Origin of the sequence: Mycobacterium tilburgii (genome assembly GCF_902168065.1) — a bacterium.
In the GTDB taxonomy this organism is placed as follows: Bacteria; Actinomycetota; Actinomycetes; order Mycobacteriales; family Mycobacteriaceae; genus Mycobacterium; species Mycobacterium tilburgii.
This window is the reverse complement of the sequence record NZ_LR655711.1, coordinates 25,049-50,488: the sequence shown is the minus strand read 5'-3', so window position 1 is coordinate 50,488 and position 25,440 is coordinate 25,049. Positions and strand designations below refer to the sequence as shown.

16 protein-coding genes, 1 tRNA gene and 17 pseudogenes are annotated in these 25,440 nt (G+C 66.4%); 13 read left to right on the top strand and 21 right to left on the bottom strand.

Translation table 11 applies throughout. The features are described 5' to 3' along the window. Both eccCa and eccB read right to left on the bottom strand, forming a co-directional pair. A partial coding sequence (gene eccCa, locus FQ389_RS10500; RefSeq protein WP_144207395.1) for a type VII secretion protein EccCa occupies window positions 1-4,112 on the bottom strand: 4,112 nt, incomplete at its 3' end. Next, on the bottom strand, window positions 4,109-5,629 hold the full coding sequence (eccB, locus tag FQ389_RS10495) for a type VII secretion protein EccB (protein ID WP_144207393.1): 1,521 nt from the start codon (window positions 5,627-5,629) through the stop codon (window positions 4,109-4,111). The genes eccB and eccCa, both read right to left, overlap by 4 nt. A gap of 400 nt (window positions 5,630-6,029) precedes the next feature. Between eccB and FQ389_RS19830 the strand changes: the two are divergent. From FQ389_RS19830 to FQ389_RS10485, 3 genes and pseudogenes are all read left to right on the top strand, one after another. Next, window positions 6,030-6,174: pseudogene (locus tag FQ389_RS19830) on the top strand (hypothetical protein); the annotation flags it as partial. Window positions 6,175-6,177: 3 nt separating this feature from the next. Next, window positions 6,178-6,646 (top strand): annotated as a pseudogene (locus tag FQ389_RS10490) (nuclear transport factor 2 family protein). A gap of 84 nt (window positions 6,647-6,730) precedes the next feature. Further along, entirely contained in the window at window positions 6,731-7,015 is a 285-nt protein-coding gene (locus FQ389_RS10485) for a LapA family protein (RefSeq protein WP_186296356.1), read from the top strand. 35 nt (window positions 7,016-7,050) lie between these two features. On the opposite strand, the pseudogene FQ389_RS10480 reads toward FQ389_RS10485, so the two are convergent. Next, window positions 7,051-7,456 (bottom strand): annotated as a pseudogene (locus FQ389_RS10480) (type II toxin-antitoxin system Rv0910 family toxin); the annotation flags it as partial. A gap of 92 nt (window positions 7,457-7,548) precedes the next feature. Continuing rightward, the gene (locus FQ389_RS10475; protein WP_144207390.1) at window positions 7,549-8,106 is read right to left on the bottom strand and encodes a hypothetical protein; all 558 of its coding nucleotides are present in this window, start codon (window positions 8,104-8,106) and stop codon (window positions 7,549-7,551) included. A gap of 247 nt (window positions 8,107-8,353) precedes the next feature. On the opposite strand from FQ389_RS10475, the pseudogene FQ389_RS10470 reads away from it, so the two are divergent. Both FQ389_RS10470 and FQ389_RS10465 read left to right on the top strand, forming a co-directional pair. Beyond that, window positions 8,354-8,573: pseudogene (locus FQ389_RS10470) on the top strand (ATP-binding cassette domain-containing protein); the annotation flags it as partial. Continuing rightward, a pseudogene (locus tag FQ389_RS10465) lies at window positions 8,558-9,074 on the top strand (ABC transporter permease); the annotation flags it as partial. The pseudogenes FQ389_RS10470 and FQ389_RS10465, both read left to right, overlap by 16 nt. Before the next feature lie 48 nt (window positions 9,075-9,122). Here FQ389_RS10465 and FQ389_RS10460 read toward each other — a convergent pair. The 3 genes and pseudogenes from FQ389_RS10460 to FQ389_RS10450 all read right to left on the bottom strand — a co-directional run bounded on the left by FQ389_RS10460 (window position 9,123) and on the right by FQ389_RS10450 (window position 11,461). Continuing rightward, a pseudogene (locus FQ389_RS10460) lies at window positions 9,123-9,743 on the bottom strand (DUF4389 domain-containing protein). Window positions 9,744-9,747: 4 nt separating this feature from the next. Then, window positions 9,748-10,281: a Rossmann-fold NAD(P)-binding domain-containing protein gene (locus FQ389_RS10455; protein ID WP_144207387.1), complete on the bottom strand. Its 534-nt coding sequence runs from the start codon at window positions 10,279-10,281 to the stop codon at window positions 9,748-9,750. A gap of 464 nt (window positions 10,282-10,745) precedes the next feature. Beyond that, window positions 10,746-11,461 (bottom strand): annotated as a pseudogene (locus tag FQ389_RS10450) (SDR family NAD(P)-dependent oxidoreductase). 517 nt (window positions 11,462-11,978) lie between these two features. Between FQ389_RS10450 and FQ389_RS10445 the strand changes: the two are divergent. The 4 genes and pseudogenes from FQ389_RS10445 to FQ389_RS10430 form a co-directional block, all read left to right on the top strand. Next, the gene (locus FQ389_RS10445; protein WP_144207384.1) at window positions 11,979-12,788 is read left to right on the top strand and encodes a SigB/SigF/SigG family RNA polymerase sigma factor; all 810 of its coding nucleotides are present in this window, start codon (window positions 11,979-11,981) and stop codon (window positions 12,786-12,788) included. 105 nt (window positions 12,789-12,893) lie between these two features. Next, on the top strand, window positions 12,894-13,523 hold the full coding sequence (locus FQ389_RS10440; protein ID WP_144207381.1) for a hypothetical protein: 630 nt from the start codon (window positions 12,894-12,896) through the stop codon (window positions 13,521-13,523). A 100-nt stretch (window positions 13,524-13,623) separates the two neighbouring features. After that, window positions 13,624-14,252: pseudogene (locus tag FQ389_RS10435) on the top strand (TetR/AcrR family transcriptional regulator). Between the two features lie 23 nt (window positions 14,253-14,275). Continuing rightward, window positions 14,276-15,201: pseudogene (locus FQ389_RS10430) on the top strand (cytochrome P450); the annotation flags it as partial. A gap of 117 nt (window positions 15,202-15,318) precedes the next feature. On the opposite strand, the pseudogene FQ389_RS10425 reads toward FQ389_RS10430, so the two are convergent. From FQ389_RS10425 to FQ389_RS10405, 5 genes and pseudogenes are all read right to left on the bottom strand, one after another. Next, window positions 15,319-15,866, bottom strand: a pseudogene (locus FQ389_RS10425) (SCO1664 family protein); the annotation flags it as partial. Then, on the bottom strand, window positions 15,850-16,437 hold the full coding sequence (locus FQ389_RS10420; protein ID WP_069400416.1) for a DUF3090 domain-containing protein: 588 nt from the start codon (window positions 16,435-16,437) through the stop codon (window positions 15,850-15,852). The pseudogene FQ389_RS10425 and the gene FQ389_RS10420, both read right to left, overlap by 17 nt. 72 nt (window positions 16,438-16,509) lie before the next feature. Next, on the bottom strand, window positions 16,510-17,250 hold the full coding sequence (locus FQ389_RS10415) for a histidine phosphatase family protein (RefSeq protein WP_144207378.1): 741 nt from the start codon (window positions 17,248-17,250) through the stop codon (window positions 16,510-16,512). After that, window positions 17,247-18,073, bottom strand: a pseudogene (locus FQ389_RS10410) (undecaprenyl-diphosphate phosphatase). The gene FQ389_RS10415 and the pseudogene FQ389_RS10410 overlap by 4 nt, the downstream one beginning before the upstream one ends. 58 nt (window positions 18,074-18,131) lie before the next feature. After that, window positions 18,132-18,437 (bottom strand): annotated as a pseudogene (locus tag FQ389_RS10405) (hypothetical protein). Between the two features lie 128 nt (window positions 18,438-18,565). Between FQ389_RS10405 and FQ389_RS10400 the strand changes: the two are divergent. From FQ389_RS10400 to FQ389_RS10390, 3 genes are read left to right on the top strand one after another with little or no spacing between them, the layout of a single operon-like run. Then, the gene (locus FQ389_RS10400) at window positions 18,566-19,612 is read left to right on the top strand and encodes a YncE family protein (protein WP_144207410.1); all 1,047 of its coding nucleotides are present in this window, start codon (window positions 18,566-18,568) and stop codon (window positions 19,610-19,612) included. Continuing rightward, the gene (locus FQ389_RS10395) at window positions 19,609-19,863 is read left to right on the top strand and encodes a DUF5703 family protein (RefSeq protein WP_144207375.1); all 255 of its coding nucleotides are present in this window, start codon (window positions 19,609-19,611) and stop codon (window positions 19,861-19,863) included. Before FQ389_RS10400 ends, FQ389_RS10395 begins: the two co-directional genes overlap by 4 nt. A gap of 26 nt (window positions 19,864-19,889) precedes the next feature. Then, window positions 19,890-20,960, top strand: a complete 1,071-nt coding sequence (locus FQ389_RS10390; protein WP_186296357.1) for a quinone-dependent dihydroorotate dehydrogenase — start codon at window positions 19,890-19,892, stop codon at window positions 20,958-20,960. A 1-nt stretch (window position 20,961) separates the two neighbouring features. On the opposite strand, the pseudogene FQ389_RS10385 reads toward FQ389_RS10390, so the two are convergent. The 5 genes and pseudogenes from FQ389_RS10385 to FQ389_RS10370 all read right to left on the bottom strand — a co-directional run. Next, window positions 20,962-21,927: pseudogene (locus FQ389_RS10385) on the bottom strand (HNH endonuclease signature motif containing protein); the annotation flags it as partial. After that, complete coding sequence (locus tag FQ389_RS19825; RefSeq protein WP_260860665.1) at window positions 21,854-22,198, bottom strand: hypothetical protein; 345 nt, start codon at window positions 22,196-22,198, stop codon at window positions 21,854-21,856. The pseudogene FQ389_RS10385 and the gene FQ389_RS19825, both read right to left, overlap by 74 nt. Then, complete coding sequence (locus tag FQ389_RS21605; RefSeq protein ID WP_144207372.1) at window positions 22,092-22,343, bottom strand: hypothetical protein; 252 nt, start codon at window positions 22,341-22,343, stop codon at window positions 22,092-22,094. Before FQ389_RS21605 ends, FQ389_RS19825 begins: the two co-directional genes overlap by 107 nt. Before the next feature lie 115 nt (window positions 22,344-22,458). After that, window positions 22,459-22,986, bottom strand: a complete 528-nt coding sequence (locus FQ389_RS10375; protein ID WP_144207369.1) for a YbhB/YbcL family Raf kinase inhibitor-like protein — start codon at window positions 22,984-22,986, stop codon at window positions 22,459-22,461. A gap of 33 nt (window positions 22,987-23,019) precedes the next feature. Next, entirely contained in the window at window positions 23,020-24,366 is a 1,347-nt protein-coding gene (locus FQ389_RS10370) for a M20/M25/M40 family metallo-hydrolase (protein WP_144207366.1), read from the bottom strand. 129 nt (window positions 24,367-24,495) lie between these two features. On the opposite strand from FQ389_RS10370, the gene FQ389_RS10365 reads away from it, so the two are divergent. Continuing rightward, window positions 24,496-24,581, top strand: a tRNA-Leu gene (locus FQ389_RS10365). A gap of 55 nt (window positions 24,582-24,636) precedes the next feature. On the opposite strand, the pseudogene FQ389_RS10360 reads toward FQ389_RS10365, so the two are convergent. From FQ389_RS10360 to FQ389_RS10345, 4 pseudogenes are all read right to left on the bottom strand, one after another. Beyond that, window positions 24,637-24,841: pseudogene (locus FQ389_RS10360) on the bottom strand (CbtB domain-containing protein). 52 nt (window positions 24,842-24,893) lie between these two features. Then, window positions 24,894-24,992 (bottom strand): annotated as a pseudogene (locus FQ389_RS19820) (nitrile hydratase accessory protein); the annotation flags it as partial. Further along, window positions 24,989-25,309, bottom strand: a pseudogene (locus FQ389_RS10350) (nitrile hydratase subunit alpha); the annotation flags it as partial. The pseudogenes FQ389_RS19820 and FQ389_RS10350, both read right to left, overlap by 4 nt. After that, window positions 25,303-25,440, bottom strand: a pseudogene (locus FQ389_RS10345) (ParB/RepB/Spo0J family partition protein); the annotation flags it as partial. The pseudogenes FQ389_RS10345 and FQ389_RS10350, both read right to left, overlap by 7 nt.

Genomic DNA, 25,440 nt, shown 5'->3' with positions numbered 1-25,440 from the left:
CGTAGAAGAGCCCCGGCCAGCGGGCCGCCCTCCACCTGCCCGCGGATGAAGCCCCCGTCCGGGTCGGCGTCCATCACCAGCAACGGCGTGTTCGCCTGGAGCAGGGCCCGCAGGATCGGGTCGCTGCCCGCCGACGACCAACCACCGAACGTGCGGGTGACCAGGACGTGCAGACCGACGTCGGCGGCCCGCGTCACCCACGGAGCGATCTGTTGCAGCGGTGAGTCGAAGCCGGGCGGCAGCTGCTGGATGTCGTCGACGATCAGGAAGATCTCCGGACCGCTCCACCACGACCGCGACAGCAGTTCCTCGGCGGATAGACCGGGCGGGGGCTGGCGGGTGGCCAGCATGGCCGCCAGCTCGCCCACCATGGCGTGCACGCCGTCCAAGTTGTAGGCGAACTTCTCCACGTACTCTGTGCCCAGCGTGGTCAGCAGCTGACGGCGCGGGTCTATCAGCCACACCTGCGCCGACGGCTTGCCCTCCGGCGGTGGCGGCGCGGTGCTGGATCCGGGCGCATACAGCCGCCCGATCTCGGACATGATCGTGGCCAGCGTCGTGGTGCGGCCGCACTCGCGCCGGCCGGTCACCATCAGGTGCGCGTTCTCGTTGAAGTTTAGGTACACCGGCGCCAAATCCAATTCGGAGATGGCCCAGGCGATTCCGCCCACACCGACGCCCTGGCGGTGGTCGCGGGCAGCCAGCTCGCGGACCTGCTCCACCCCGAGCCGGGCTGGCAGCCGGCGCACCGGAGGCGCCTGGCCACTGGCCAGCCGGCTGACGGCCGCGATGACACTGTCGGATTCGAAGATGTTGTCCGGAGTGCTGGCCATCGCCGGCCGGGCCACCAAGGTGTGCAGGCCCGCTTGAGGATCGCTGTCCAGCCGCACGTAGTTGACCGCGACCATGCCGCGTCCCGGCTTGACCGGAACATCCTTGGCGAAACGGGAGCGCACCAACTTGGCGTCTTCGACTGCAGCCAGGCGCAATTCGATGCGGGAACCGAAACCGCTACGCACCGGCGGCCGCAGCTCCGATTCGCGGTCGGCCGTCACCACCACGTGCACCCCGAACGAGGGGCCCTGGTTGATGATCTGATTGACCTGCTCAATCAGCACCTCGTTCTCCTCGGCGAGGGCCCGGTAGTTGTCGATCACCAGATACACATCGCCGAAACCGTCGTTGGGCACCGGACCGGCGTCGCCGCCGAACTTGCGGCGCCGGAAGACGTCCATCGACGCAATCCCGTATTCGAGGAAACTGCACTTGCGGTCACGCACCAGCGCCAGCAGCTCGGCCACCGTCCGGCGGACGCCGTACGGGTCGGTCGGACCAGCGACCTCACCCACGTGCGGAAGACGCGCGATCGTCGTCAATGCGGTGCTGCTGTAGGCCAGGCAGTAGAACTGGACCTGCTCGGGTGTGTGGGTCAGCGCCGCCGCGCAGATCAGTGTCTGCAGCGCCGTCGTCTTGCCGGCACCGCCGGCACCCAGGATCAGGACGTTGGCGCCCGGCCCGGAGGTGTCGACCGTCCACGGCGGCTGATCGTGCTTGAACGGCCGGTCGATGATGCCGATCGGGAACACCAGATCCCGGGCGATGCCGTAGTCCTGGTGCCACGGCCGGCCCAGGAACCGGTTGACCAGGTCGTCGATCGCGACGGGCTGGGTCAGCGGCGGCTGCCACAACCGGTACGGCTCGAAGTCGATGTTGCGGAGCTGGTTTATGATCTCGGTGCCGACCTTGGGCGTCCGGATGCCCTCTTCGTCTTCTTCCTCGACCCCGACCGGGTCCACGTTAAGCAGCTCGCCGTTGCCGATGATGGCCTGCGGCTCGAGCTCCGGGCCGCCGATGCTGACCTCGAGCGGGGTGAACGCCGTGGTGAACAGCTGCGGGCGAATGTAATCGATGCTGTGCACCAGCACCGGCGTTTCTTCACCGTCGGCGTCGACGCCCCGGGCGTAGTAGTCGCGCCACAGGAACTCGGCCTGGAACCGGACGATGTCCTCCAGACTCCGGCGAAAATACCCCAGACCGGCCTGTGCGGGCAGGTTCACGGCGTTGGGCACACCGGCCGCCTGCGCCGCACCCGCGGTACGCGCCTTGAGCACCAGGCGGTAACCCATGTTTTCCATGAGTTTCTCGGCGCGGCTTTCGATGGTCTGCGAGGCCATCATCAGGTGGATCCAGTACGCGCGACCCTGCCGGCCGATGGAGTCGAGGACGTCGACCGCGGTCGGCATGATGCGGAACCACTCGTAGAACTCGTCGATGACTACCACGAGCATCGGCAACGGCGGCATGTCATGACCGCGAGCGCGCATCCGGGCCCGCACCGAGTTGTATTCCTTGGCGTCGTCGACACCGGCGTTGTCGCACACCGCCTTACGACGGGCGATCTCACCCCACAGCGCGTCCAGGAACCGTTCCATCAACGCCTGGTCTTCTTCGAGGTCGGTGATAATCCGGGAGACGTGCGGCACGCCCGCGAAGGGCTTCACCGCCGACCCACCCTTGAGGTCAGCCAGGACGAACTGCAACTCCTCCGGCGGGTGGGCGAGCATCAGCGACTCGATCACGGTGCGCACCAGCGTCGACTTACCGGAACCGGTTGTTCCGGACATGACGCCGTGCGGGCCGTCGCCGCCCTCGTCCAGTGATTTCATGTCCAGGAACAGCAATTCGCCGTTGTCGGAGCGGTTGCCGAACGGCACCCGCAACCGTGACCGGCCCATCGTGTCGGTCCGGGAACCCCACAGCGAATTGAAGTCGATGTTTCCCGGATCGTCGATTCCGTAGTAGGACAAGATGTCCCGAGCGCCGATATGGGCGACCCGCTGGCCGATCTCCTCGTAGGCCTCCGCGAGGCGCCAGTGCGCCAGCTTCTGCGCGAACTCCTCGGCCTCGATGGCGCTAAGCTGGTCAGTGAGCGCGAAGAACCACGGCTTGTCGTCGATCACCATCCAGGTATCGCGGTCGCGGGGCAGCGCCTCGATCACGCCCTTGTCGCAGAACCGCAGCGTCCGCTCCGGCACCGACATCCACATCGGGGCCCCGGTCAGGTCGAAGAACGTCACACCGTCGACACCCTCGGCGCTGATGACATACTCCCACTGGGGATCGACGACGTCGGCGATGATCACCGTGTGCGGTGTCGGCGTCTGCGCCGACGAGCTGGCGTGGCGAGGCGTGAAAGATCCACGCCCGGCGAACAATTCGGCCTGCTCAGCAGCGAACTCGCGCACCGAGCTGTAGACCATCCGTGCGTTGCCGGCCGCGTCCTGGCGCCGGGAGTCACCGAAGTGCGGCAGCCATTTGACCCAGTCCCATTCGTCCAGATCCGAACTGACGACCACCATCTGCACGTGGTCGGGGCCGTGCGAGAAGGCTAGCTGGCAGATAACAGCCCGCATCAGCCCCAGAACCTGCGGGCGGTCCCCGACCAGCGCGTACCACGGCTCGACGAGCAGCGAGACCATCTTGGGCAGGTTGTAGACGACGCTTTGGTAGCGGCCGAATTCCTGCAGCGCCTTACCGGTCACGGGTTCGAGCTCGATGTCGGTCGGCATGTTCTGGGGCTCACCCCAGGTCACCTCGGGCCGCGTCATCCCCACACCCACGCGGACGACACCGAAGTTGAGGTCCTTGCCGTCGGGTTGGCGTTCCCACATCCGCGGCGATCCGACGGCGGCGCTCAGGGTGTCCGGAGCCGGGTGGAACCAGCGGTAGTTGGCGTCCATGCTGTCGGCCGACTCGTGCGCGGTCTCGCGCAGCATGTCCAGCATCAGCATGAACTGGGCGCGCATCGAGTCAAGCTTCGGCCGGCTCATCTGCTGCTGACCGCCGAACCGGCCGCCGAACATCATCATCGCGACGCCGCCGATCATGAAGATCGGGAAGATCGCACCGGCGCCGCCGAAAACGCGCGAGCCGCTGGCGAACGTCATGGCGATCATGCCGATCAGCAGACCGACCACCAGAACGCCAACCACGACCATCCACCAGGGCTTACCCTCAGGCGGCGGAATGCTCAGCGGGGTGGGGAGGACGATGTTTTCCGGCTTGATGCCCGGAGGCTTCTCCGGTTGCGGCCGGGCAAATCCACGCTTCACTTCGGTACCACCAACTCTGCAGGGGATGTGTCCATCGGGAGGGTGTCGTGCTGCACCAACGCATCAGCCCTCGACAACGTCGGGCCCTGCGGAAGGAGTCGGAGCGCCACCCAGGGCGCCAGGCTCGGGGTGGTTTGCAAACCCAGAGCCTCCCGAACGTCGCGGGTGTCGTCGACGCCGAATCGGGCACCGGCGTCGGTCACCCACCATATTGATTCGGTGGTTTTGGCGCCGGGGTCGTTACCGGTGACCGCCACGAAGTTGGCGAAGTTGGGCCCGAAGTAGACCTGGTCGGCGGTGCGGCCGGTGGTGTCTGACTTCACCAGTGAGACAATCTTTTTCGTCTCCGACTGGGCGACCAGAATGGTCGGTCCGGACACCACCTGGATGCGAGCGCGGTTTTCGCCGCTGTTCTTCTGCCACCACCAGCAGGTCGACGGGTTCTCCCGCAGGTCCGTGACATTCAGCGGGTTATCGGGGTAGGACGACAGATCCAGCTTGTTGACGACCGGCATCTTCGCCAACAGGACCGGTTCCACGGTCACCGGCTTGGTGTTGTTCGCACCGCCGGCGTTCTGCATGATTTGGGCGACCAGCGGGGGCAAGGTCTGCACACCATCAGCGAGCACCAGCGAATACTGTTGCGGCCCACTGATCTGAGGTGTGACTAGGATCGTCCCGATCGGTCCCGGCGCGCCGGGGAAGGTCGCCGGGGCGCCCGCGTTCTGTACCTCGGGCACGGCCAGTTCGGGGCCGACCGGCAGCGCGTCAAACAACGCGCGGCTCATCGGCTTGGCCATGCTGATCTGTTCCGGCGTCAACCCGAGCGGCAACAGCACCGAGCGGTTGGCCGCGTCGATCCGTGACCGGCGTCCCTCCCTAATGACCCAGGTGTCGCCGCTGTAGCTCAACACCACCGCGTCGGAGCCGTTCAAGACCCGGTGGCGATTGTTGAGATCCGGCGTGCCGTCGATCACCGTCACCGTGACGCCCGAGGGTGAGCCGACGCCGGTCGAGTCGGAGACTGTGTCGCAGATCAGCCACGACGACGACGTCGGGGTCTTCGCACCGAAAGTCGACGGTGCGCCGGGGATGCCCACCATCGGACCGCGCGGAACGTTCGCGATCTGGCTGGACCGCACCAAATGCGGGTTGTCCGGCCACCCGGTGATCAATCGGGCCGATGCCAGGTTCAGCGCCGGGTACAGCTTGTCGCCGACGCGGACATACAGCGCCCCCGAGTCGCGGTCGGCGATGATCGGCGAATCGCCCACCTGCCCGGCCGGGCTGATGAACGAATACAGCAACGCGCCCAGGCAGATCACCACCGCCGCGGACACCGACGCCACGATGGCGAGCGTCTGGCGCCGTCCGGGCTCGACCTCCATGCGGACCCGCCACCGGGTCAGCGCCATGGACGTCCGGCGAGCGAGGAACTGATAGCCGGTCACCTGCGTGCGCGTCGATAACCCGAGGCCGTACCCCGAGCCGCGCTGCCCGCGACTGTCTTCCGCCACTAAGCCACCATCCGGTCTTCTAGAACGCCTAGACACCGTCCAGAGCGCGAATCACATCGATAACGGTAAGTCACGCGCAATGCCCTCGCCATGTTGCGCAATGTGGCGTTCACTCCCAAGCCTCGTTGTGTCCATCGATCCGGTCGCCCGCCCGTCGGTGACCGCGACTGCCGCCTTGCCGGCAAGCACCGCTGAGCTGGTAGTTTAGCCCGTCCCCACGGAATCCCCCCAGCCCGAATAAATCGTATGCTCACACGGATCGTAGCGGCGTAGGGCCAACCCGTCCTGTCGAGCGGATGCCTCGGCGGCGCGGTGCGATCGGGAAAAGCGCTCGGTGGCCAGCAAAATATCCCTGCCCTCCCCCGCATCGTTCCGGCTAGGGTTTGGCAGCAAGATGGTAACCACCGACGAATACCCAAAACTGGCGGGTTCCGCTGACCGGTCCCGACGGTTGCCCGGTCAAGCTCGAGGATGTGTTAACCGATCGGCGGGCCGCCGCCCTGGCCGAGGCCGTGCGAACGACGCTGACGCCACCGGCCATCTAGCCCATGACCGTCTCCGCGGACGACCGGGCCGCCCTCACCGATTTGGTGCACCGTTACGCCGCGGGTATCGACGACCGCCAATTCGATTCTGTGGCAGCACTTTTAACTAACGATGGGGAGCTGGACGCGCCGGAGCCTCCCTACGCTGACCCCTGTTCACGTGCATCGCGGCCGGTCAGCCATCGCGACAGTGCTGGCGGCGGTCGCCGCGGTGACGCGCACCGAGTACGCGATTGTCGGTGAGGTGTACGACCTGGGGCCGCGGCAGGGCACGGCGCGCGGGCGTATCGCCTGTGTTGCCTAGCGCTGGACGCAGCGCGCCGATGACGTGTTCGACGTGGTCTGGCATCTGCGCTACGTCGACGAGTATCAGGCGACTGCCAGCGGATGGCGGATCCGCCGGCGCGCGTTGACGGTCCACTCCATCGAAACGCGACCGGTACGCCGGGTTTTGCCGCCCGATCCGGGCTGAGCAGCCACCGAAACCGTTTGGACAGGCCGTCTTTCGGGTAGCTGTCGGGAAGGGCTGTACGCACGGGAGCTATGGAAGGTGCTGATGAAGCACAACGGACGCGACTCGGTCGGTGATCGCTTCGGTGGCCGGGCCGAAGACCCGCCGCCGGACTCGGTGCGGACCCCGGCGCTCCTCGTGTTCGGGGCGGCCGTCCTCGCGCTCGGCGTGTGTATCGCCAACTTCGCTCTTGGTCAGGTCGACGGCGGTGTCGCCGCGGCGATCGTCGGGCTGATGGCGTTGGGAGCCGGCCTGGACTGGCTCGGTATGGACCGTCGGCGGATCCGCCAGGCCGAACGCGACCGGTTCGCCGGCCATCCCACCCGGTGAGTGAATGCCGAATCAGTGCATTGCGGCCAGGTTTCCACCGACTTACGCACATCGGAGCGCAGGACGCGGGCCACCACCTTGCCGATCGGTCCGCTCAGGACGCCGCCGCTGATGTCGGTGTTGAGGTAAAAATCGAGCCCCGGATGGGTGTCCGTGACCTCCATGGCCACGACGAGCCTGATTTCGCCCTGGCCGCGGCCTTGCAGCTCAATCGATTCGGGTCCGTCGTAGCGGGGGTGACCGTCCAGTGCACGACATTGCGGAAATCCTTGACCTTGATGCACGACGAGACCTTCGTTCCCGCTCGATCGTGGTCGGTATCTCGCCGCGCTAGCCACCGAAGATCGTCATCCATTCGTCGAAGCGGCCCAGGTCGGAGGCTAGTTTCCAGGCGGCGGCCAGGTTCAGCTCGGACTTGGTCGAAACATCTACTTGCGCCAAGGTTGTCGCTCCTCGTGGTACGGGGGCCGGTTCGCAGCCGTTCGGCGGCGCATACCCACGCGGGTGGAACCGGTAAACGCCCCGGCGGCTCGTTAGGGCCAGGCCTCGTTCAGCTTTTCGGCCACATCGATGACCTGTGCGGTTTGTGATTCCGGCGCATCGATTTCGTCGGCGACGTATTGCGCGATGGATCGGCCGATCTCCCCGTCGACACCGGCCAGGATCCGCAGGATCTCGCCGCGAAAGGACTTCGACGACACATTGACCGTGATGTCCGACGGCCGCGGCTTGGCGACGTCGACGATCAGCACCAGGGGTTCGGCGGCCCGCACCGTCGCGCGCAGGGCGATGTCGCCGGAAACCTGGAATCGCTGCTTGTCCAGCCGCAGGTCCAGCAGCAGGTCGATGGACAGCGGAATGTGGATGACGAAGGTGATATTGTCACCCAACCGTCGTGTCACGCGCGGGTCGTGGATCTTGACGTTGGCGCTCACCTTGGCGATGCCGCCGGGACCCTGAGCGATCGGTTCCATCGCGAACTCGTTGCCGGCGATTTTTGCGAGCGCCGCGGCGACCCGTTCAGGGGTGACGGCGACCTCGAAGAATCTGCGTCCGAACTCTTCGTAGGTCAGGTAGTCGTGGTTCTGCATAGGCTTATACAGTCTCACGCTCCCTGCCGGAAACTTCGCTGATTTGGCCGCGTCGCCGCATTTCACGACGGATACCCCGCGCTGAAGCGGAGCAAGCGCGTCGGCTCGCCGGGCACGCGTTTGCCGGAATTATTGAAGAAGACCACATGCCGGCGCTTCGGTTCGGTGTATCGGCCGGTGGGCTGGGAGGCTGGACGGTGGGGAGGTGTTTGAGTCCGATGGGCGCCCATGAGGTAACTGAGCAGCGCTCAGTCTCATCTTCCAGTTCTTCAACCTGCTGCCGACCCTGTCGGAGCGGGAGAACGTCGCCGTGCCCAAGCTGCTGGACGGAGTCCGTCTGGGCAAGGCCAAGCCGGATGCGATTCGGCTGTTGGAGCGGATCTGGTTGGGGAACCGGACCGACCACCGGCCGGCGGAATTGTCCGGTGGGCAGATGCAGCGGGTCGCGGTGGCGCGCGCCCCCGACACCTACCCCACTGATGCGCTGCCGCAAGGACTTTCCGAGAAGCTGGCCGTGCTGCCCGGTGTCGCCCACGTGGCCGAGGGCGCCTTCGGGTTCGCCGAAGTCGGCGGCACCCGGGTGATGCTCGACGGATTCGCCTCCGGCACCGCCGATCCCTTGTACCGGGCGCTGGACCAACAGACGCGTGACCAGGTGCTCGCCGGGCACGGCGTCGTGCTCACCCAGAACCTCGGCAAGACGCTGCACGTCCGGGTCGGCGATCCGCTGCGGATGCAAACCCCGCACGGCGTGCAACAGGCCAGGATGCTGGCCCTAGTCCCTACTTCTCCACGGTCAGCGGCACGGTCGGCATGAGCCTGGATCGGTTGCGGTCCTGGTTCGATCGCCCGGTGGCGACCAGTCTGCAGATCGCCGCCGCGCCCGGCACCGACTGCTCAGCGATATCCGCCACGCCGTGCCGGCACCGAATTACGTCTACGATGGGCGCGCCGAGCTGGCGGGACTTGGAGGTTCCGATGCGCGATACACGTAGGTAAATAAGGGATTAGCGCGTTTAATGGCCACCTAGATCCATCCGGAATGTCGTATATTCGTCACACATCAACGATACATACGCCGCGACTCGGTAGCGCCATCGACAAATGCCCACCAGCAGATCGAACCCGCCCTGCGGGATGGAACCGGTGCCCAACAATGCCGCGGCGGCAATCACGGTGAGCACCTGCAACAACGGTTCCATCGCCAGCACAGCGGTCTCTGTGGCAGCCCCAGCAGCCACCACTTCACCGGTACTGCCCATCGCGACAGCTGCTCGGGATACTCGATCTCGAGATCGCCCGGGTAGTCGGGCCGGGCCGCCAGGGTGAAGGGCGGGTACCGGTCGGTGCTGTTCATCGGGAAGCGGTAGTTCATCACGCGCCACGACCAGCGCAGCACGCCGACATTGAACGCGACGATCGGGCGCGGGTAGCGGCCCGTGATCAGGATTGCGATGCACGCAATCAGCGCCATCGGCGGATAGACCAGGTAGATGAAGTATCAGGATGGGATAGTGCGGCACAGCCAGCATGCACCATTTGACCAGCCAGAGCCAGCGTGAGGGCGCGTCGAAATCGCATCGAACGCGCACGGTGTCGGTCCGCGTGGACGAATCGGTGACCGGGCTGGTGGTCATCGCGTCAGGAACCGACCGGGCCGGACACCGCGAGATCGCGACCGACCTGTGCGGCGATGCCGGGGTGGCTGGTCAATCGCACGAAACTGGTCAGCGCCCAGCCACCGCAGTTGCCCCGCTCGCCGACCACGATGTAGGCGCTCTCCCGGTCGACGATTTCCGGAACGCTCACCGGTCCCTGCCAGCTGCACCATCCGGTCGCTTCTGCGGCCGGGGCGCCGACCCCATCGCGGATAACAGAATGCAGGCCGTCGGCCCCGATCAGCAGGTCGCCCTCGACCACGCTGCCGTCGTCGAAACCGACGGCCACGCCGTCGGGCAGCGTGATGACCCGGGTCGCGCGGGCGCGGCGCCGAATGACTTCGCGCGGGAAGTCATTCATCAGCCGTTCCAGCAGGACCTGGCAAGGAACCATCCGCACCGGCGCGCCCAGCCGCTGCGCCAGAGCGCCCAAGTCGATGGTGGCGATCCGGCGTCCCGTCGAGGTGCGCACACGCACGCTGGACAACAGCTGACCGGCCCCCACCCATGTCGACACCGAGCTGCCGCAACACCGTCTCGCCGTTGGACCAACTGGTCACCGCCCCGCCACCAGCCTGGATGTCGGCGCGCTGATCGAACACGGTGACGTCGTGCCCGTCTCACAACAGGCCGCGGGCCACCGAGATACCGCGCCCACCACCAGGACCCGCAACGGTTGCTCCGATCCGGCCTGCCCGGGTGGCAGACAGCTGACCTGACTGCCGACGCCTACCCGATCACGCTGCAACATCCGCCCCCCGGGTCCGGGCCGGCTCGGCCGTTGCTTATCGGCTACCTTGCTTCGGCTCGTCACTTTCCTCGATACGTTGCCGCACGCAAATCGGTTCAAGGTTGCGGGCCGTTCGGTTGGCCAACGGAAGTTACCTTCGCCACACTCCGCTTGCTGTATGCCTGGTGGACGACAGCGAAGTATCAGCCTACTGCGGCGATCATCTGGTGCAGCTCCTGGATCGACCACGGCTACGCGCCGTGACGGTCGCGATAACCGAGCAGTGCTGGCGTGGGCCGGTCGAAGCGGCCGACGAATCCGCTTGCAGCGACCAGGATCTGACCGGTTATGTCACACGCCAGGTTGTTGGCGAGGTACGCGTAGAGCGAGGTCACAAAACCAGGTGACGCGCTGTCCAGCGAGGCTTGCCTGGTCAGTCGTCCAGCAGGCCGCGACGGTGCAGATCCTCGTTGTGGTTCTCGTACTCGGCGCCACTGGACAGTCGCGTCCGTGCGCCCGGGCAGACGACGTTGGCCCGGGCGCCTTTTCCTTTGAGCTCCGCGGCGATCGCCACGGTCAGACCGTTGACGGCTCCCTTGCCGGCCGCGTAGCCGGTGCCGCCGTAATCGCCGAGGAAGACGACGGAGCTGGTGTTGATGATCACCCCGTACCCCTGCGTGACCAGCACACCTGCCGCGACCCGGCAGGTGTGAAACACCGTGCCGACGTGCGCGTTGATCAGCCGATTGACGTCGTCGGCGGAGATGTCGAGGATCGACGAGCTGGGAGGTTCGGCGATGCCGGCGCAGTTGATGACGTCGAGGCGTCCGAACGTGCCTCAACAGGTGTCGACGAGAAGCTGCGCAATGCGTTCGTCATCGGCCGCTCCAGTCACGCCGGCGGCCCCGCGGCTGTCCCCGGAAACGACTGCACCCCGGCCGGCCAACAGCTCGCCTGGGCCGCTCATCGGGGTGGGCGCCCGGCGCCGGTCACGCACATTCGCCGAAGCGTACCCAGCGGGCCGCGAGGTGAGAACCGAGGGCGTCAGCATCGCAGCGGTTGACTCTGATGTCAATTTATGTTTGCTGGCGATCCGCAACACGCTCCCGACGGCGTGGTTCCGCCCTTGAGCGAGGTTGCTCAGGAGCCGGGCGTCCGAGATCCGATCATGCAATCTGCCCGCATAGCGTAGCATTAATAATAGGGTTCGTTCTGGACACGTCGCCGTTTAGCTAAAAGCGGTCAGTCAGCCGCACGGCTGTTGGGTTATGGCTCCGGCGAACTTCAGTTAATCCGGTTGCCCCATCCCCGCGATGCGTGCGCTGCGCCACCAATCCGTGTCGACGGATCTCTGGTGCAGTGGAGTGCCGTGCGTACGCCTGCGATACCCCTGCACGCGACTTCGAAGGAAGTGCCGCAATGCAAAACCGTTGGTACGCAGTTCCTTTCGCGAAATTCTTAACGGCGAAAGGGCGCCACGCACAATGACCGAAGCACTCACACCCACCAGGCTGGCCCGCCCGGCATCTACGCGCAATGACGATTCCTACGACGACGTGGTCGAAATGTTCATGGTGCTGCGCTCCATGCCGGCCGAATCACACGAATATCGCCGGCAGCGCGAGCGCATCGTGAATCGATGCCTGCCGCTGGCCGACCATGTGGCTCGACATTTCGCGCGGCGCGGCGAGGGTCTTGATGACCTGACCCAAGTCGCCCGCCTGGGGTTGATGAACGCGATCAACCGGTTCGATCCGGACAAAGGACCGAGCTTCATCGGGTTCGCGATTCCCACCATGATGGGCGAGGTTCGCCGCCATTTCCGCGACTACAGCTGGGGCATGCGGGTCCCCCGCCGGCTGCGTGAACTTCACGTCCAAATCGGCAGGGCCACAGCAGATTTAGTGCAGCGGTTAGGCCGCGCTCCGACGGCTCGTGAGCTGTCGGAGGAACTCGGCGTCGCACACGAGGAAATCGTCGAATCTCTCGTCGCCGGCGACGCCTACCAGCTGGAATCCCTGGACGCGCCGGTGGGCGCCGACAGCTCGGGCAAGACGCGCCTGTTGGCCGACTCGGTCGGAGGAGCGGACCCGCAAATCGACCACATCACCAACCGGGAAGCGGTGCGTGCCCTAATCACCGCGCTCCCGGCGCGCGAACGCGAAGTTCTGCATATGTGGTTCTTCGAATCGATGCCCCAGAGTCAGATCGCGGAACTTATCGGAGTGTCACAAATGCAGGTTTCGCGAATCTTGGCCAACACCCTCACATCCCTGCGTGACCAGCTGGAATAGCCTGCAAAAATCGTGCCTGGGCGGCCCGACGGCGCCTGCACTGTACTGTGCCCTTGGGGTGTCACCGACCCCGTCGCCTGACCTAGCCCAAAGGAGCACTATGCGATGAGGCTTTCACAATCAGTGGTCGCGGGAGTCATCGGCGTGACGGCGCTGGCGCTGACGGTCACCGGCTGTGGCGGCAACAAAACCAGTGCGCCGACCAAGTCGGGATTGGCCACCTCATCGACCTCTGCGGCCGCTCCGGCGCCGACATCCTCGGCCGCCCCAGTGCCGGTACAACCCAACGACTACACGGCGTGGCTGATTCAGGCCAGCGACATCGACGCCCCGGTCCCCTTCACGGCGGCGCCGCCGACCAGCAACCCGAACGGCCAGCCCGGCGCGTCCGTCGTGTTCAGCACCCAGGACAACAGCCACGTCATCACGGACACGATCCAGGTCTACGACGATCCGGGCGCCGCGACCGCCGCATTAAACGTCGCGAAATCGGGACAAGGGGGCATCATCAAGCACCCGGCCACCGATCCGGTCAAGGTCGGCACCGACGGAACGCTGGTTTCCGGGAATTCCACCGACAATTCGAAAGGCATTGCGGCACTGCTGTTCACCGAGGGCAAGGTCTTGGTGATGATGGAGTTCGACGGCCCCGCCGACACGCTTCCGCCGCCCGACTTCGTCAGCGACGTCGGCCAGAAGCAAGACGACGCGGTCAAGAAGGGGCTCGGCGGCTGAACCTGCGCCGCTTCCCGCGCTGCGCGGCACGCCGTTAAATAAACTTCTTGATTTAATCCTGGGGGCGGTGTTTGTTAAGGCGGTGAAAGCCGAACCGACGATGCGACCGCAGCGGTCGACGGGTACCCGTGAAGCGATTCTGTCGGCCGCCGAGTGGCTATTCGCCGAGCGCGGCATGTATGCCGTGTCCAACCGGCAGATCAGCGAGGCGGCCGGCGCCGCGGTGTGTTACCACTTCGGCACCAGGATCGAACTGCTGCGAGCGATCGAAAGCAAACACCATGAACCGATCGAAGAGCTGCGGGCGCAGATGTTACACGAGATCGGCGATTCGACCGAGTTGCGGGACTGGGTCAGCATTTTGGTGCGGCCACTCACCGACCATCTGGCCGCGTTGGGCACCCCCAGCTGGTGTGCGCGGTTCACCACCCAGGCGATGGCCGACCCGACCTATCGCCACGTCGTCACCAAGGACGCGCTGGCGTACCCGAAGCTGGTGCGCAGCATCGAGGGCATCAACCGGTACCTGCCGAATCTGCCCAAACGGGTGCGCTCCGAGTGGATCGTAATGGTCCGAAACCTGTTGATGCACACCTGCGCCGAGCACGAAGGCGCCTGGCAGAGCACGCGCCGCGCGCACGGTCCAGCTGGCCCGTGGCCGGCGAGGGGTTGATCGACGCAATCGGACTATGGCGAGCGCCGGTGCACGTGAACGCGGCGGGTGACTGACCCCGAAACCAGCGAGGAGCACGATGACCGACATCTCGACCGCTGCCGCCACCGAAGTCCCCGACTTCCCATGACACGGGACCCGCGTTGTCCTCTCGCCCCCCCGGAATCGTTGGCGCTCAACAAGACTAGGCAGCTCATCCGGGTGCGGATCTGGGATGGCAGCACGCCATGGCTGATTCACGGTTACGAGGCCATCCGGACACTGTTCACCGATGCGCGCACCAGCGTCGACGACCGGCTGCCCAGACACCCGCACTGGAACGAGGGAATGGGCAACCGTGCACAAGCGGCACCGTTCGGTGTTCACCTCCAACGCCGAGGAGCACACCCGCTACCGCCGGATATTGTCAAAACCGTTCACCTTCAGGCGTGTTGAAGGGTTGCGTCCCGCCCGTGCAGAAGATCGTCGACGAGCGAATCGACGCGCTACTGGCCGGCCCCACGCCGGGCGACGTCGTCAGTACCCTAGCGCTGCCGGTGCCGTCACTGGTGATCAGCGAGCCGTTGGCGTTCCGTATGAAGATGCGGATTTCTTTCAGGAGCAGGCGCAGCGGGGCGCCGGGCGCTACGCGACCGAAGAGGCGCCGCCTCACTGGCGAAGTACATAGCCAAGCTGATCCGCACGCGGATGGAGAACCCTTCCAAGGATCTGGTTTCCGACCTGGCGGAGCGCGTCAACGCCGACGAACTCAGCGTGCGCGAGGCGGCCCAACTCGCCCTCGGTGTGCTGATCGCCGGTCACGAGACGACCGCGAACATGATCAGCCTGAGCATCGCGGCGTTACTCGAGTACCCCGACCAGCGGCAATTGCTCTGCGACACCGAGGATCCGAAGGTGATCGCGACTGCGGTCGAGGAACTCATGCGGTATCTCAGCATCATCCAGACCGGTCAGCGCCGCATCGCCGTTGAAGACATCGACGTGGGCGGCGGGCTATGCCGATCAGCCGGCGTTGGGGCAGCGTGTCCGCGAGGTGGTCACCGATCCCGTCACCGGCCGCTCCACGCTGAACTTCCTTGCCACGATTCGAGATTCATCAGCTATGCCAAATTGTGGTCCCGGGTAGATGTGGCCGTCCAGATCGCGCAGAATCTGCCCGCCCTTGCGGTCGGCGCTGTTGACTAGCACGTCGAACATCGCCATCCGCCACAGCCGGATGTCATCGGCACGCATCAGGATGACCTCGTCGCCGGCATAGTCCTACGTCAGCAACACCGGCAGATACCCCGGCCGCGGCTGGCCGGCGGGAAACAAGTCGACCGGATCCGACCCCGACCGCGGATCGGCGTCCACCGCCTCGCCGGGATGCTGGATCCACTGCTGCAGCATGCCCGGACCGGCATGCCAGTGCCGAATGATGGTGTAAGGAACCAGGTTCCAGCCCAGGTGCGCGGACACCAGATAGGCTGACAGTTCGCGTCCGGCCAGCGTCCTGTCCGGAAACCCCACAGAGGCGCCTCGCCGGCCACCGGCTTGTACACGCAGTGCACGCTGGTCTCGCCGAGCGTCGACTCACACAGGAAGGTGGCGTTGCTAGCCGAGCGGATCCGCCCGAGAACCGTCAGCTCGCCGTTCCGCAAGATCTCGCGTTCGTCATTCCTCGGGTTCATCGTCTGGCCCGAGCAGCGCGCCGCGCTTGTATCCGTTCGCGCGCGCGCAGATATGCCCCTCCGGATCCAGCGGCTCATCGCACAGCGGGCAGGGCGGACGCCCTGCCGAGATCACGCGCGTGGACCGAGTGGCGAACTGGCGCGCCGACTCCGGGGTCAAGAACACGCGCACCGCGTCGGGACCTTCGTCGGTATCATCGAGCACCACCGAGGCGTCGAATTCGGCGTCGGTGACCGCCAGCAGCTCGACCACCACGGTTTGCGCCTCCGAATCCCAGCCCAGGCCCATGGTGCCGACCCGGAATTCCGCGTCGACCGGGGTGATGAGCGGGTTGAGGTCGTCAATCTCGGAGGGTTCCGGCGGGACCGGTGTGCCGAACCGCCGATTCACCTCTAGCAACAGCGCGCCGATACGTTCGGCCAGCACCGCGACCTGTTGCTTTTCCAGCACCACCGAGACGACCCGGGAGTCGCCGACCGCCTGGATATAGAAGGTGCGATTTCCGGGCTGGCCGACGGTCCCGGCCACGAAGCGGTCGGGAGTGCGGAATACGTGAATTGCGCGAGGCATAACATCTCCCAAAATACCGGCTGTTGCCGTCGCAGTGCGATTCGATCCAATTGCGGCATCAGAAAACCCGTATCAATCCGTCGGCCCACCGACCACAGCGTCGCTGGACGGCACCGCGCCGGTCGGCTGTTGTTGCGGCTCTTCGGCTTTGTCGCCGTCGGAGTCGCTCTTGGGCGGGGGCCCGGCCCGCAGCCCGGCGGCCAGCCTGCCACCGGTGTGGTTGACATGCAGCACGAACGGGCGCAGCGGGGTGTACCGGATGACACTCACCGAGGCCGGGTCGGCCGTGATGCGCTGGAAGCCGTCCAGGTGCATGCCATACGCGTCGGCGATCAGCGACTTGATCACGTCACCATGCGTGCAAGCCACCCACAGCGCGTCACCGTCGTGCTCTGCACCGAGCCGCTGGTCGTGTTCTCGCACCGCGGCCACCGCGCGGGCCTGCACCTGCGCCAACCCTTCACCGCCGGGAAACACCGCGGCGCTGGGATGCGCCTGCACCACCCACCACAGCTCCTCCTCGGCCAGCTCGTTAATCTTGCGGCCCGTCCAGTTGCCGTAGTCCACCTCGGCGAGACGCTCCTCCACCAGCGGCTCCAGGCACAGCAGCTCGGCCAGCGGTTCGATCGTGCGGCGGCAGCGCAGCAGGGGTGAGGTGACCACGGCGCGGATCGGTAGGTCGCCGAGGCGATTGATCAACCCGGCGGCCTGCTCGCGGCCCTTGATGTCGAGGTGCACCCCCTCCGAGCGGCCGGCCAGCGTGCCGGCGGTGTTGGAGGTCGAACGGCCGTGCCGCAACAGGATGACGGTCATGTCGCCGCGACCGTCCCGGTCGCCAGCAGGATCAACACGGCGCCTCCCACGATCACCCGGTAACCCACGAACCAATACATGCTGTGCTGAACCAAGAACCGCAGGAACCACGGCACTGCGGACAAGCCGATGACGAACGCGATCAGCATAGCCACGCCCACTGAGGGCCGGTGGCGCTCATGCCCGCGTCACCGGGTGAAACGCGTCCGGGATCGAGAGCAACACCGAGGTGAACACCGTGGGAATAGTCAGCAGGAAGCCGAAGCGCGCCGACAACTCACGGTCGAGCCCCAAAAACAGGCCGGCGCTGATCGTCGACCCGGACCGCGAAACACCGGGAATCAGCGCCAGGCATTGCGCCGTCCCCACAACCAGCGTCCCGCCAATTCAGCTGCTCGCCGTGCCGGGTCTTCCGACCCAGATACTCGGCCAGCGCAATCACCGCCGAGAACGCCACCATCGCCGTGGCGACAACCCAGAGATTGAGTACCCCCGAACGGATATCGTCCTTGAAGATACAGGCCCAGCACACAGATCGGGATGCTCCCGATGATGACGTACCAGCCCATCCAGTAGTCGAGGTCGCGCCGCGACTCGGCGGTCAGGCCGCGGACCAGGCCCTGAGGATGCGCCAGATATCCCGCGCGAAGTACACCAGCACCGCAGCCTCGGTACCGAGCTGCGTCACCGCGGTGAACGACGCGCCGGCGTCGTCGGCGAAGAATACCCGCGACACGCTCGCCGGGTGCCCGGAGGAGGAAACCGGCAGGAATTCGGTCAGCCCCTGCACGACGGACAGGACGACCACCTGCCACCAAGACATCGCCAACACCGCAGTCACGACGACCGTACCCGGGGCCGGCCGCCGCGATCCGCAGCGACTAACGAGCGACGGGCACCGCTGCGGCGACGGAATCACGCACTGCAGCGGTCAACCTGCGCACGTCGATGAGGTCCGAGACCAACCAGGCCGCGCACCTCCCTGGCCACCATGTCTTCGGCCTGCGGAACGGGTCCGGAAAGGCGCGGCCGGTAAACTTCCACGACAAGCGAACGGTGCTCGATATGGTGGAACGAAAAGTGCGTCCAACACCAACTTGTCCGTAGCCGCTTGCAAAAATTCCTGTCGAGATGTCCTCGACAGCAAACTTGTTGTACGCGGCACGCCAGTCGGCCATGACGGTCATACTCCGACGGTACCTCTCCAGAACGGGCTGGCGTGCGCAACATGGCCCAGTTGGATGCGAAACCGTTCCTTACAATGTGAGTTTCCCATCTGCCACGTCGAGGTCGGTTATTGCTAACACGCCATAGGATCGGTAAACGGCGAGTTCAGCGCGCCGTCATCGGACCGTTGAGTTTGCTGACGTTGGTGACTGGTTGTTCGTCGAATCCACTCGACACCACCCCGCCCACCATCGAGGCGGCCCGCCCGGCGCAGTCACCGCCCGCAACGGTCCAGCCCGCCGGCACGGTGCACCCGCTGCCCGGCCGCGCCGCCGTGGCAATCTTCGACAACAGCGCCCATCAGCTGGTGATCCTGGCTCCCGGCCCCGACCCGGCCGTCCCGGCCACCGTCGCGGTGCTCGGCCCGGCGCAAGTCGCCCCGCGGGTCATCGCGCTGCCCGGCCCGGCGACGGCGCTGGCCGGCGACGGCCGCGGCGCAGCCTACCTCGCGACCCGCGGCGGCTACTTCCGGGTCGAGGTGTCGACCGGCCACACCAGCCGGGTGGACGTCGCCGATTCCGCGAGTGTGGACTTCACCGCGATCGTGCGCCGCGCCGACGGCAAGCTGGTGCTGGGCAGCGCCAACGGTGCCGTGTACACGCTGGCGGCGCACCCCGCCGATGCGGGCACCGCGACGGTCGAGAAGCGGAACAAGATCTTCGCCAGGGTGGATTGGCTTGTCACACAAGGCAATACGACGGTGGTGCTGGACCGGGGACAGACCTCGGTGACGACGATCGATCCCGACGGCCGGGCCGCCCAGTCGCTGCGGGCCGGCGAGGGCGCCACCACAATGGCCGCCGACGCGGCGGGCCGCGTCCTGGTGGCCGACACCCGCGGCGGCGAATTGCTGGTGTACGGCGTCGACCCGCTGATCCTGCGGCAGGCCTACCCGGTGCGACAGGACCCGTACGGAGTGGCGGGTTCGCGCACATTGGCCTGGGTGTCACAAACCGCATCGAATATGGTTATTGGTTACGATTTGGCAACCGGAATTCCCGTCGAAAAGGTGCGTTACCCAACAGTGCAGCAACCCAACTCGTTGGCCTATGACGAAGCAGCGGACACCCTGTACGTGGTGTCAGGCTCCAGGGCAGGGATCCAGGTCATCGAGCACGCGGCGGGCAACCGTTGAGCGCGCAGTGGTGGGGTCGGCTCCCGGCAGGCTGGGACACGGAGATATCCGACGACTATGAATGGGCGCCGTTGCGCCTGCCGCCGGACGTGACGCGGCTCAGCGCCTCCACCCGGCTGTCCATCGAAGCGGAGTATCGCGGGTGGGAACTGACCAGGGTGCGTCTCTACGCCGACGGAAGCCGACGAGTGCTGTTACGCCGCAAGAAGTCTCGTATCAACGACGAGCATCTTGACCAGCCGAAACTGTGACGGCGCGCCAGCGGCAGGCGGTTAGCCTGTACAGCCTGTTGCGCCGGCTGTTTTTCCTGCTCCCGCCCGAACGCATTCACACGCTGGTGTTTACCGCCCTGCGCGGCGCGACCGCCCTGGGCGTGACCCGACGGTTGCTGTACCGGCTGCTGGGCGCGCACGACCCGGCGCTGGCCAGCACGGTCTTCGGGGTGCGCTTCCCCGCCCCGCTGGGCCTGGCCGCCGGCTTCGACAAGGACGGCAAGGGTCTGCGCACCTGGGGGGCTTTGGGATTCGGCTACGCCGAGGTGGGAACCGTCACCGCGCACCCGCAGCACGGCAATCCGGCGCCGCGGCTGTTCCGGCTGCCCGACGATCGGGCGCTGCTCAACCGGATGGGATTCAACAATCACGGCGCCGGGGAGCTCGCCGTCCGGCTGGCGCGACACCGCCCCAACGTGCCGATCGGGGTCAACATCGGCAAGACCAAGGTGACCCCCGCCGACGAGGCGGTCGAGGACTATCGGGCCAGTGCCCGGTTGGTCGGCCCGCTGGCGTCGTACCTGGTGGTCAACGTCAGCTCGCCGAACACCCCGGAGCTGCGCGACCTGCAGGCGGTCGAGACGTTGCGGCCCATCCTGTCCGGCGTGCTGGCCGAAACGTCCGTGCCGGTGCTGGTGAAGATCGCCCCGGACCTCTCCAACGCCGACGTCGACGAGATCGCGGACCTGGCCGTCGAGCTGGGACTGGCCGGGATCGTCGCGACCAACACCACCGTGTCCCGCGACTTCCTGCGCACCCCGGGCGTCGATGAGCTCGGCCCCGGCGGCATCTCCGGACCGCCGGTCACCCGCCGCGCCATCGACATGCTGCGCCGGCTCTACCGGCGGGTCGGCGATCGGCTGGTGCTGATCAGCGTCGGGGGCATCGAAACCGCCGACGACGCGTGGGAGCGAATCACCGCCGGCGCCTCGCTGCTGCAGGGCTACACAGGCTTCGTCTATTCGGGCGGCATGTGGCCCAAGCACATTCACGACGGCCTCGCCCAACGGCTCCGCGACGGCGGGTTCGCGTCGCTACGCGACGCCGTCGGGTCCGCGGCGAACGTTGCCGACTAGCTCACGCCGCCCCGTCTTCGTCGCCGGCCAGCAGCTTGTCCAGGTGATGGTAAGGTGTTCACCCGCGGCTGCCCGCGGTCGAGGTGCGGCGGCGGAATCATTCGGTGACACCGTCCCCACGCTTCCGCGTGACCCAGCCGGCGTCGAGGAGTTTGTGGTGGTTCCGCAGGCGAAGGTAAGCCCGTCGGTCGGTGCGTCCTGGCCCAGTCGTCGACGTGGTGCACCTCGCACCAGTAGCCCGGCACGTCGCAGCCGGGATGGATACACCCACGATCCGTGGCGTACAGCACAATTCGCTGCCCTGGCGAAGCCAACCGGTCGGCGTGATAGAGCCCCACGGCGTTGTCTTTCGAAGATCGCCAGATAGTGATGGGCGTGGCGGGCCAGGCGGATCACGTCGGACAGCGGCAGCCGGGTTCCGCCGGCGGTGCATGCGGTACCGTCGGCGGCTTCCAGGTCCCGCAGCGTGGTGGTCACGATGATAGTAGCGGGTAATCCATTGTGCTGCCCCAGCTTTCCCGATGCCAGCACGGCGCGCAACGTGGCATCGAGCGCGTCGTGATTGCGCTGCGCGGCGGTGCGGCCGTCGCGACGCGCCTTGGCGTCACCGGCCGGGCCGTAGACAACCGGCGCGTCGTCCTCGGGGTTGCACGTCCCGGATGTCGCCAGCTTACCCAGCACCGCCTCGACCGTCGCGTGGGTCTCCGGGGTCAGCCACCCGGTCAGCCGCGACATCCCGTCGACGTCCTGCCTGCCCAACGTCAACCCGCGCCGCCGCGCCCGGTCTTCCTCGCGTTAGTTGCCGTCCGGGGTTGAAGCAATCAGCAAGCCGGTCAGCCAATTTGGCGACCTGGTCGGGTCGGAACTGCGTGGCGAGCGTCGCCAGATGCCGTTCAGCGCAGTCCCGGGTCTCGATGTCCACCTCGGCCGGCAAGCGATGGAAGAACTGCCGGATCACGGCGACGTGGGCGACCGGCCACGCCGTGCGCGCCGTCGATGCCCATCCACTGTGCGTCGAGCCCGCGGTCACCGGCCCGTAGCGTCTGGATCCGCGAACTGTCCGGATCGGTGCGGGTGTCGGCGGTGCCGTGGATGACCAGCAGCCGGGTCGACGGCGGAATCAGGTCGGCGTCATCGCGCGGCCAGTACGGCGCCAGCGCGACCACTGCGCCGATCTGCCCGTCGGCGGCCAGCCGCGCCGCGACCCGGGCGTCCCATCGAATGGGCCACCACCACAATGGTTTTCGGTTCGTAACGGCGCCGTACCTGGTCCAGCGCCGCCGCGTCGGCCACCGCGTCCAGCCGCGGGCTGTTGCAGCCGCGCAACCGGTACTGCACCCGCCGCACCGCAACGCCGCGGCCCAGCCGCACCCTCAGCGCCACCGCGACTCAGCATCATCCGGAGGTTGGCCGGCTGCCACCATCGGGAGGTCTCGTCGCTGCGCACCCGTTCCGCCCGGCAGCACGAGCACACACGCGCGCGAGGGTTCACCTGCGGTTAGGTCTGTTCGTAGGTTCCGTGGATGTAGGCCCGTGCGATCGCGTGTTGGAACAAGTTGAAACCCAGGAAAGCGGGGCTGGCGTCCTCGCTGAGGTCGAGCTTGTCGACGTCGACGGCGTGCACGGCGATGTAGTAGCGGTGCACCCCGTGCCCGGGCGGCGGCGCGGCGCCGATGTAACGGCGCATGCCGGCGTCGTTGAGCAGCTGCAGCGCCCCGCCGGGCAGCTCACGCCCGTCGCCGGCGTCGGCGGGCAGCTCGGTGACGTCGGCCGGCAGGTTGGCGACGGCCCAGTGCCAGAAACCCGACAGCGTCGGGGCGTCCGGGTCGTACACGGTGACCGCGAAGCTGCGGGTCTGCGGCGGGAACCCCGACCAGCTCAGCTGCGGACTGACGTCTTCTCCCCCGGCGCCCATGATGCCGCTCACCTGGGCCTTGGCCAGCGGCTGGCCGTCGGTGACCGACTCGGAGGTCAGGTGAACGTCGGGCAGTTTGGGCAGCGCGTCATACGGGTCAGACGAGCTCATGGGCGATCCTCTTGTTTCCGTTCGTTTGTAGCACTAGCAATGGGTCAGGAAGTGGGTCAACACCGCGGTGCCAAACCGCAGCGATTCGACGGGTACCCGCTCGTCGACGCCGTGGAACAGCGAGGAGAAGTCCAATTCCGGCGGCAGCCGCAGCGGGGCGAAGCCGAAGCAGCGAATCCCTAACCGCGCAAAGGCTTTCGCGTCGGTGCCGCCGGACAACATGTACGGGACGGTGCGTCCGTCCGGGTCGACCGCGAGCACCGCGGCGTTCATCGCGTCGACCAGGTCACCGTCGAATGTGGTCTCGTAGGACGGCAGATCCCTGATCCACTCCCGTGTCACGTCCGGGCCGATCAGCTCGTCCATCTCGGCCTCGAGCGCGGCCAACCGGCCCGGCAGCACCCGGCAGTCGATCACCGCCTCGGCGGTACCGGGAATGACATTGGCCTTGTAGCCGGCCCTGAGCATCGTCGGGTTGGCGGTGTCGCGCAGCACCGCCGTGAGCATCCGGGCCATCGTGCCGAGCTTTTGGATCACGCTTTGCAAATCGGCAGAGCCGGTGTCGAAGGTCAGGCCGGTCTCCTCGCTGATGACGGCCAGGAACTGCGTCACCGTTTCGGTCACCACCACCGGGAATTCGTGCCGGCCGATCCGCGCGACCGCCTCGGACAGGATGGTGACCGCGTTGCGGTCATTGGCCATCGAGCCGTGCCCCGTCTGGCCGCGGGCGGTCAACCGCATCCACTGCATGCCCTTCTCGGCCGTCTCGATCAAGTACAGCCGGCGTTCGCCGCCGTCGCGGCGCGGCACGGTCAGCGAGAACCCGCCGACCTCGCCGATCGCCTCGGTAGTGCCGTCGAACAGGTCAGGTCGGTTGTCCACCAGCCAGTGCGCCCCGTAGCGGCCGCCGTGTTCCTCGTCGGCCACGAACGCAAACACCAGGTCGCGCGGCGGCACGATGCCCGCCCGCTTCAACTGACGGGCGACGACGATCATCATGCCGACCATGTCCTTCATGTCGACCGCGCCGCGGCCCCACACGTAACCGTCCTCGACGGCCCCGGAAAACGGGTGCACGCTCCAGTCGGCCAGTTCGGCCGGCACCACGTCGAGATGCCCGTGGATCAGCAGCGCGCCGCGCGACCGATCCGCGCCCTCCAGCCGGGCGAACACGTTGGCCCGCCCCGGCGCCCCAGATTCCAGATACTGCGGCTCGTAGCCCACTTCCGCGAGCTGCGCGGCCACCCACTGCGCGCACTCGGCCTCGCCTCGCGTGGTTTCGGGGTCGCCCGTATTGGTGGTGTCGAACCGGATCAGCCTGCTGACGACTTCGACCACCTCATCACTGGAATTGTTGGAAACTTCGTTCTCAACTGTCACAAGAACCCTTCCTACCACTGCCCGGACTGACCGGCTCGGGAGCAAGCCTTCGAGCCAACCCACCGGTAGCCTAAATTGGGTCCTTCCGGCCCTATCCGCTAGCCTTAGCTGCCGACTTTGGTTGCTCGAGTCCGAGTGGCGGAATGGCAGACGCGCTAGCTTGAGGTGCTAGTGCCCTACTAATGGGCGTGGGGGTTCAAGTCCCCCCTCGGACACAATTCGACGGATAGTGGTCACGGCGCCTGCTGGCCCCCGGGTGTCGACTGTTGCTCAGTGGCACGGGTAACTCAGCAGATGCCTTGCATCGTGCATGAATTCGTGGACATGAGTGGTTCGAGCCGAACAGCGACACCGCGCCTTGCTCGATGCCGACGAGGTACAACGCCAGCAATGCCAGAAGCGTCGTCAGACTCAGCCACGCCGCCCCGGCCAGGGAAGCGGGGATCGAGCGGCTGACGGGTTCAACGGGCCGCATCGTCATGGTCGTCTCCATTTCGGTGGTTGGTGGTTGGGGCGTGGTCGCAGTCGTCCGCCAACGCCACTGCCAGCTTGAAAGCCCGGCGCTGCCACGGGTGATCGAATTGCGGGTCCGCCTGATCGGTGGTGCAGGTCTCATGCAGTTTCATGTGGCCGATCTGCCAAAGCAAACGCCCATCATGGACTCGGTGGTCACCAGATCCATCAGCATGTCATCGGTGAAATCCTCTGTGCCCGAGGGTTGTTCGGGTAGCACGAACCATCGTGAGTGGCTGCTGCTGTCCAACACCCTGATCTCGACATACGCCGCGAGTTCCAGGCCGATCTCGGCGAGTACCTTTGCGCAGCTCGCGTGCGGCACGCAGTCCGGAATACCGGGTCCTTGTACCAGTACGGCGGCAACCCGAGCACCGGCCACGGGAAATCACGAGCACAGCGTGTAGATCACCAGATTGTGGACACCCGTATCGGCTTGCGGAGCGGCGGCGCCGGAGTCGTCTCGTCACCTCGGTTGGCCAGCGTCACGGCCTCCTCGGTGGCGCGCACCGACAGCCCCTCGGCGACAATGCGGCTCGCCAGTTCTTCCTGGGCCTCGGG

Coding starts and splice junctions, on each gene's coding strand:
- FQ389_RS10440 (WP_144207381.1), top strand. CDS start 12,894: ATGAGGCTTTCACAATCAGTGGTCGCGGGAGTCATCGGCGTGACGGCG.
- FQ389_RS10415 (WP_144207378.1), bottom strand. CDS start 17,250: ATGACCGTCATCCTGTTGCGGCACGGCCGTTCGACCTCCAACACCGCC.
- FQ389_RS10445 (WP_144207384.1), top strand. CDS start 11,979: ATGACCGAAGCACTCACACCCACCAGGCTGGCCCGCCCGGCATCTACG.
- FQ389_RS10375 (WP_144207369.1), bottom strand. CDS start 22,986: ATGAGCTCGTCTGACCCGTATGACGCGCTGCCCAAACTGCCCGACGTT.
- FQ389_RS10420 (WP_069400416.1), bottom strand. CDS start 16,437: ATGCCTCGCGCAATTCACGTATTCCGCACTCCCGACCGCTTCGTGGCC.
- FQ389_RS10485 (WP_186296356.1), top strand. CDS start 6,731: ATGAAGCACAACGGACGCGACTCGGTCGGTGATCGCTTCGGTGGCCGG.
- FQ389_RS10475 (WP_144207390.1), bottom strand. CDS start 8,106: ATGCAGAACCACGACTACCTGACCTACGAAGAGTTCGGACGCAGATTC.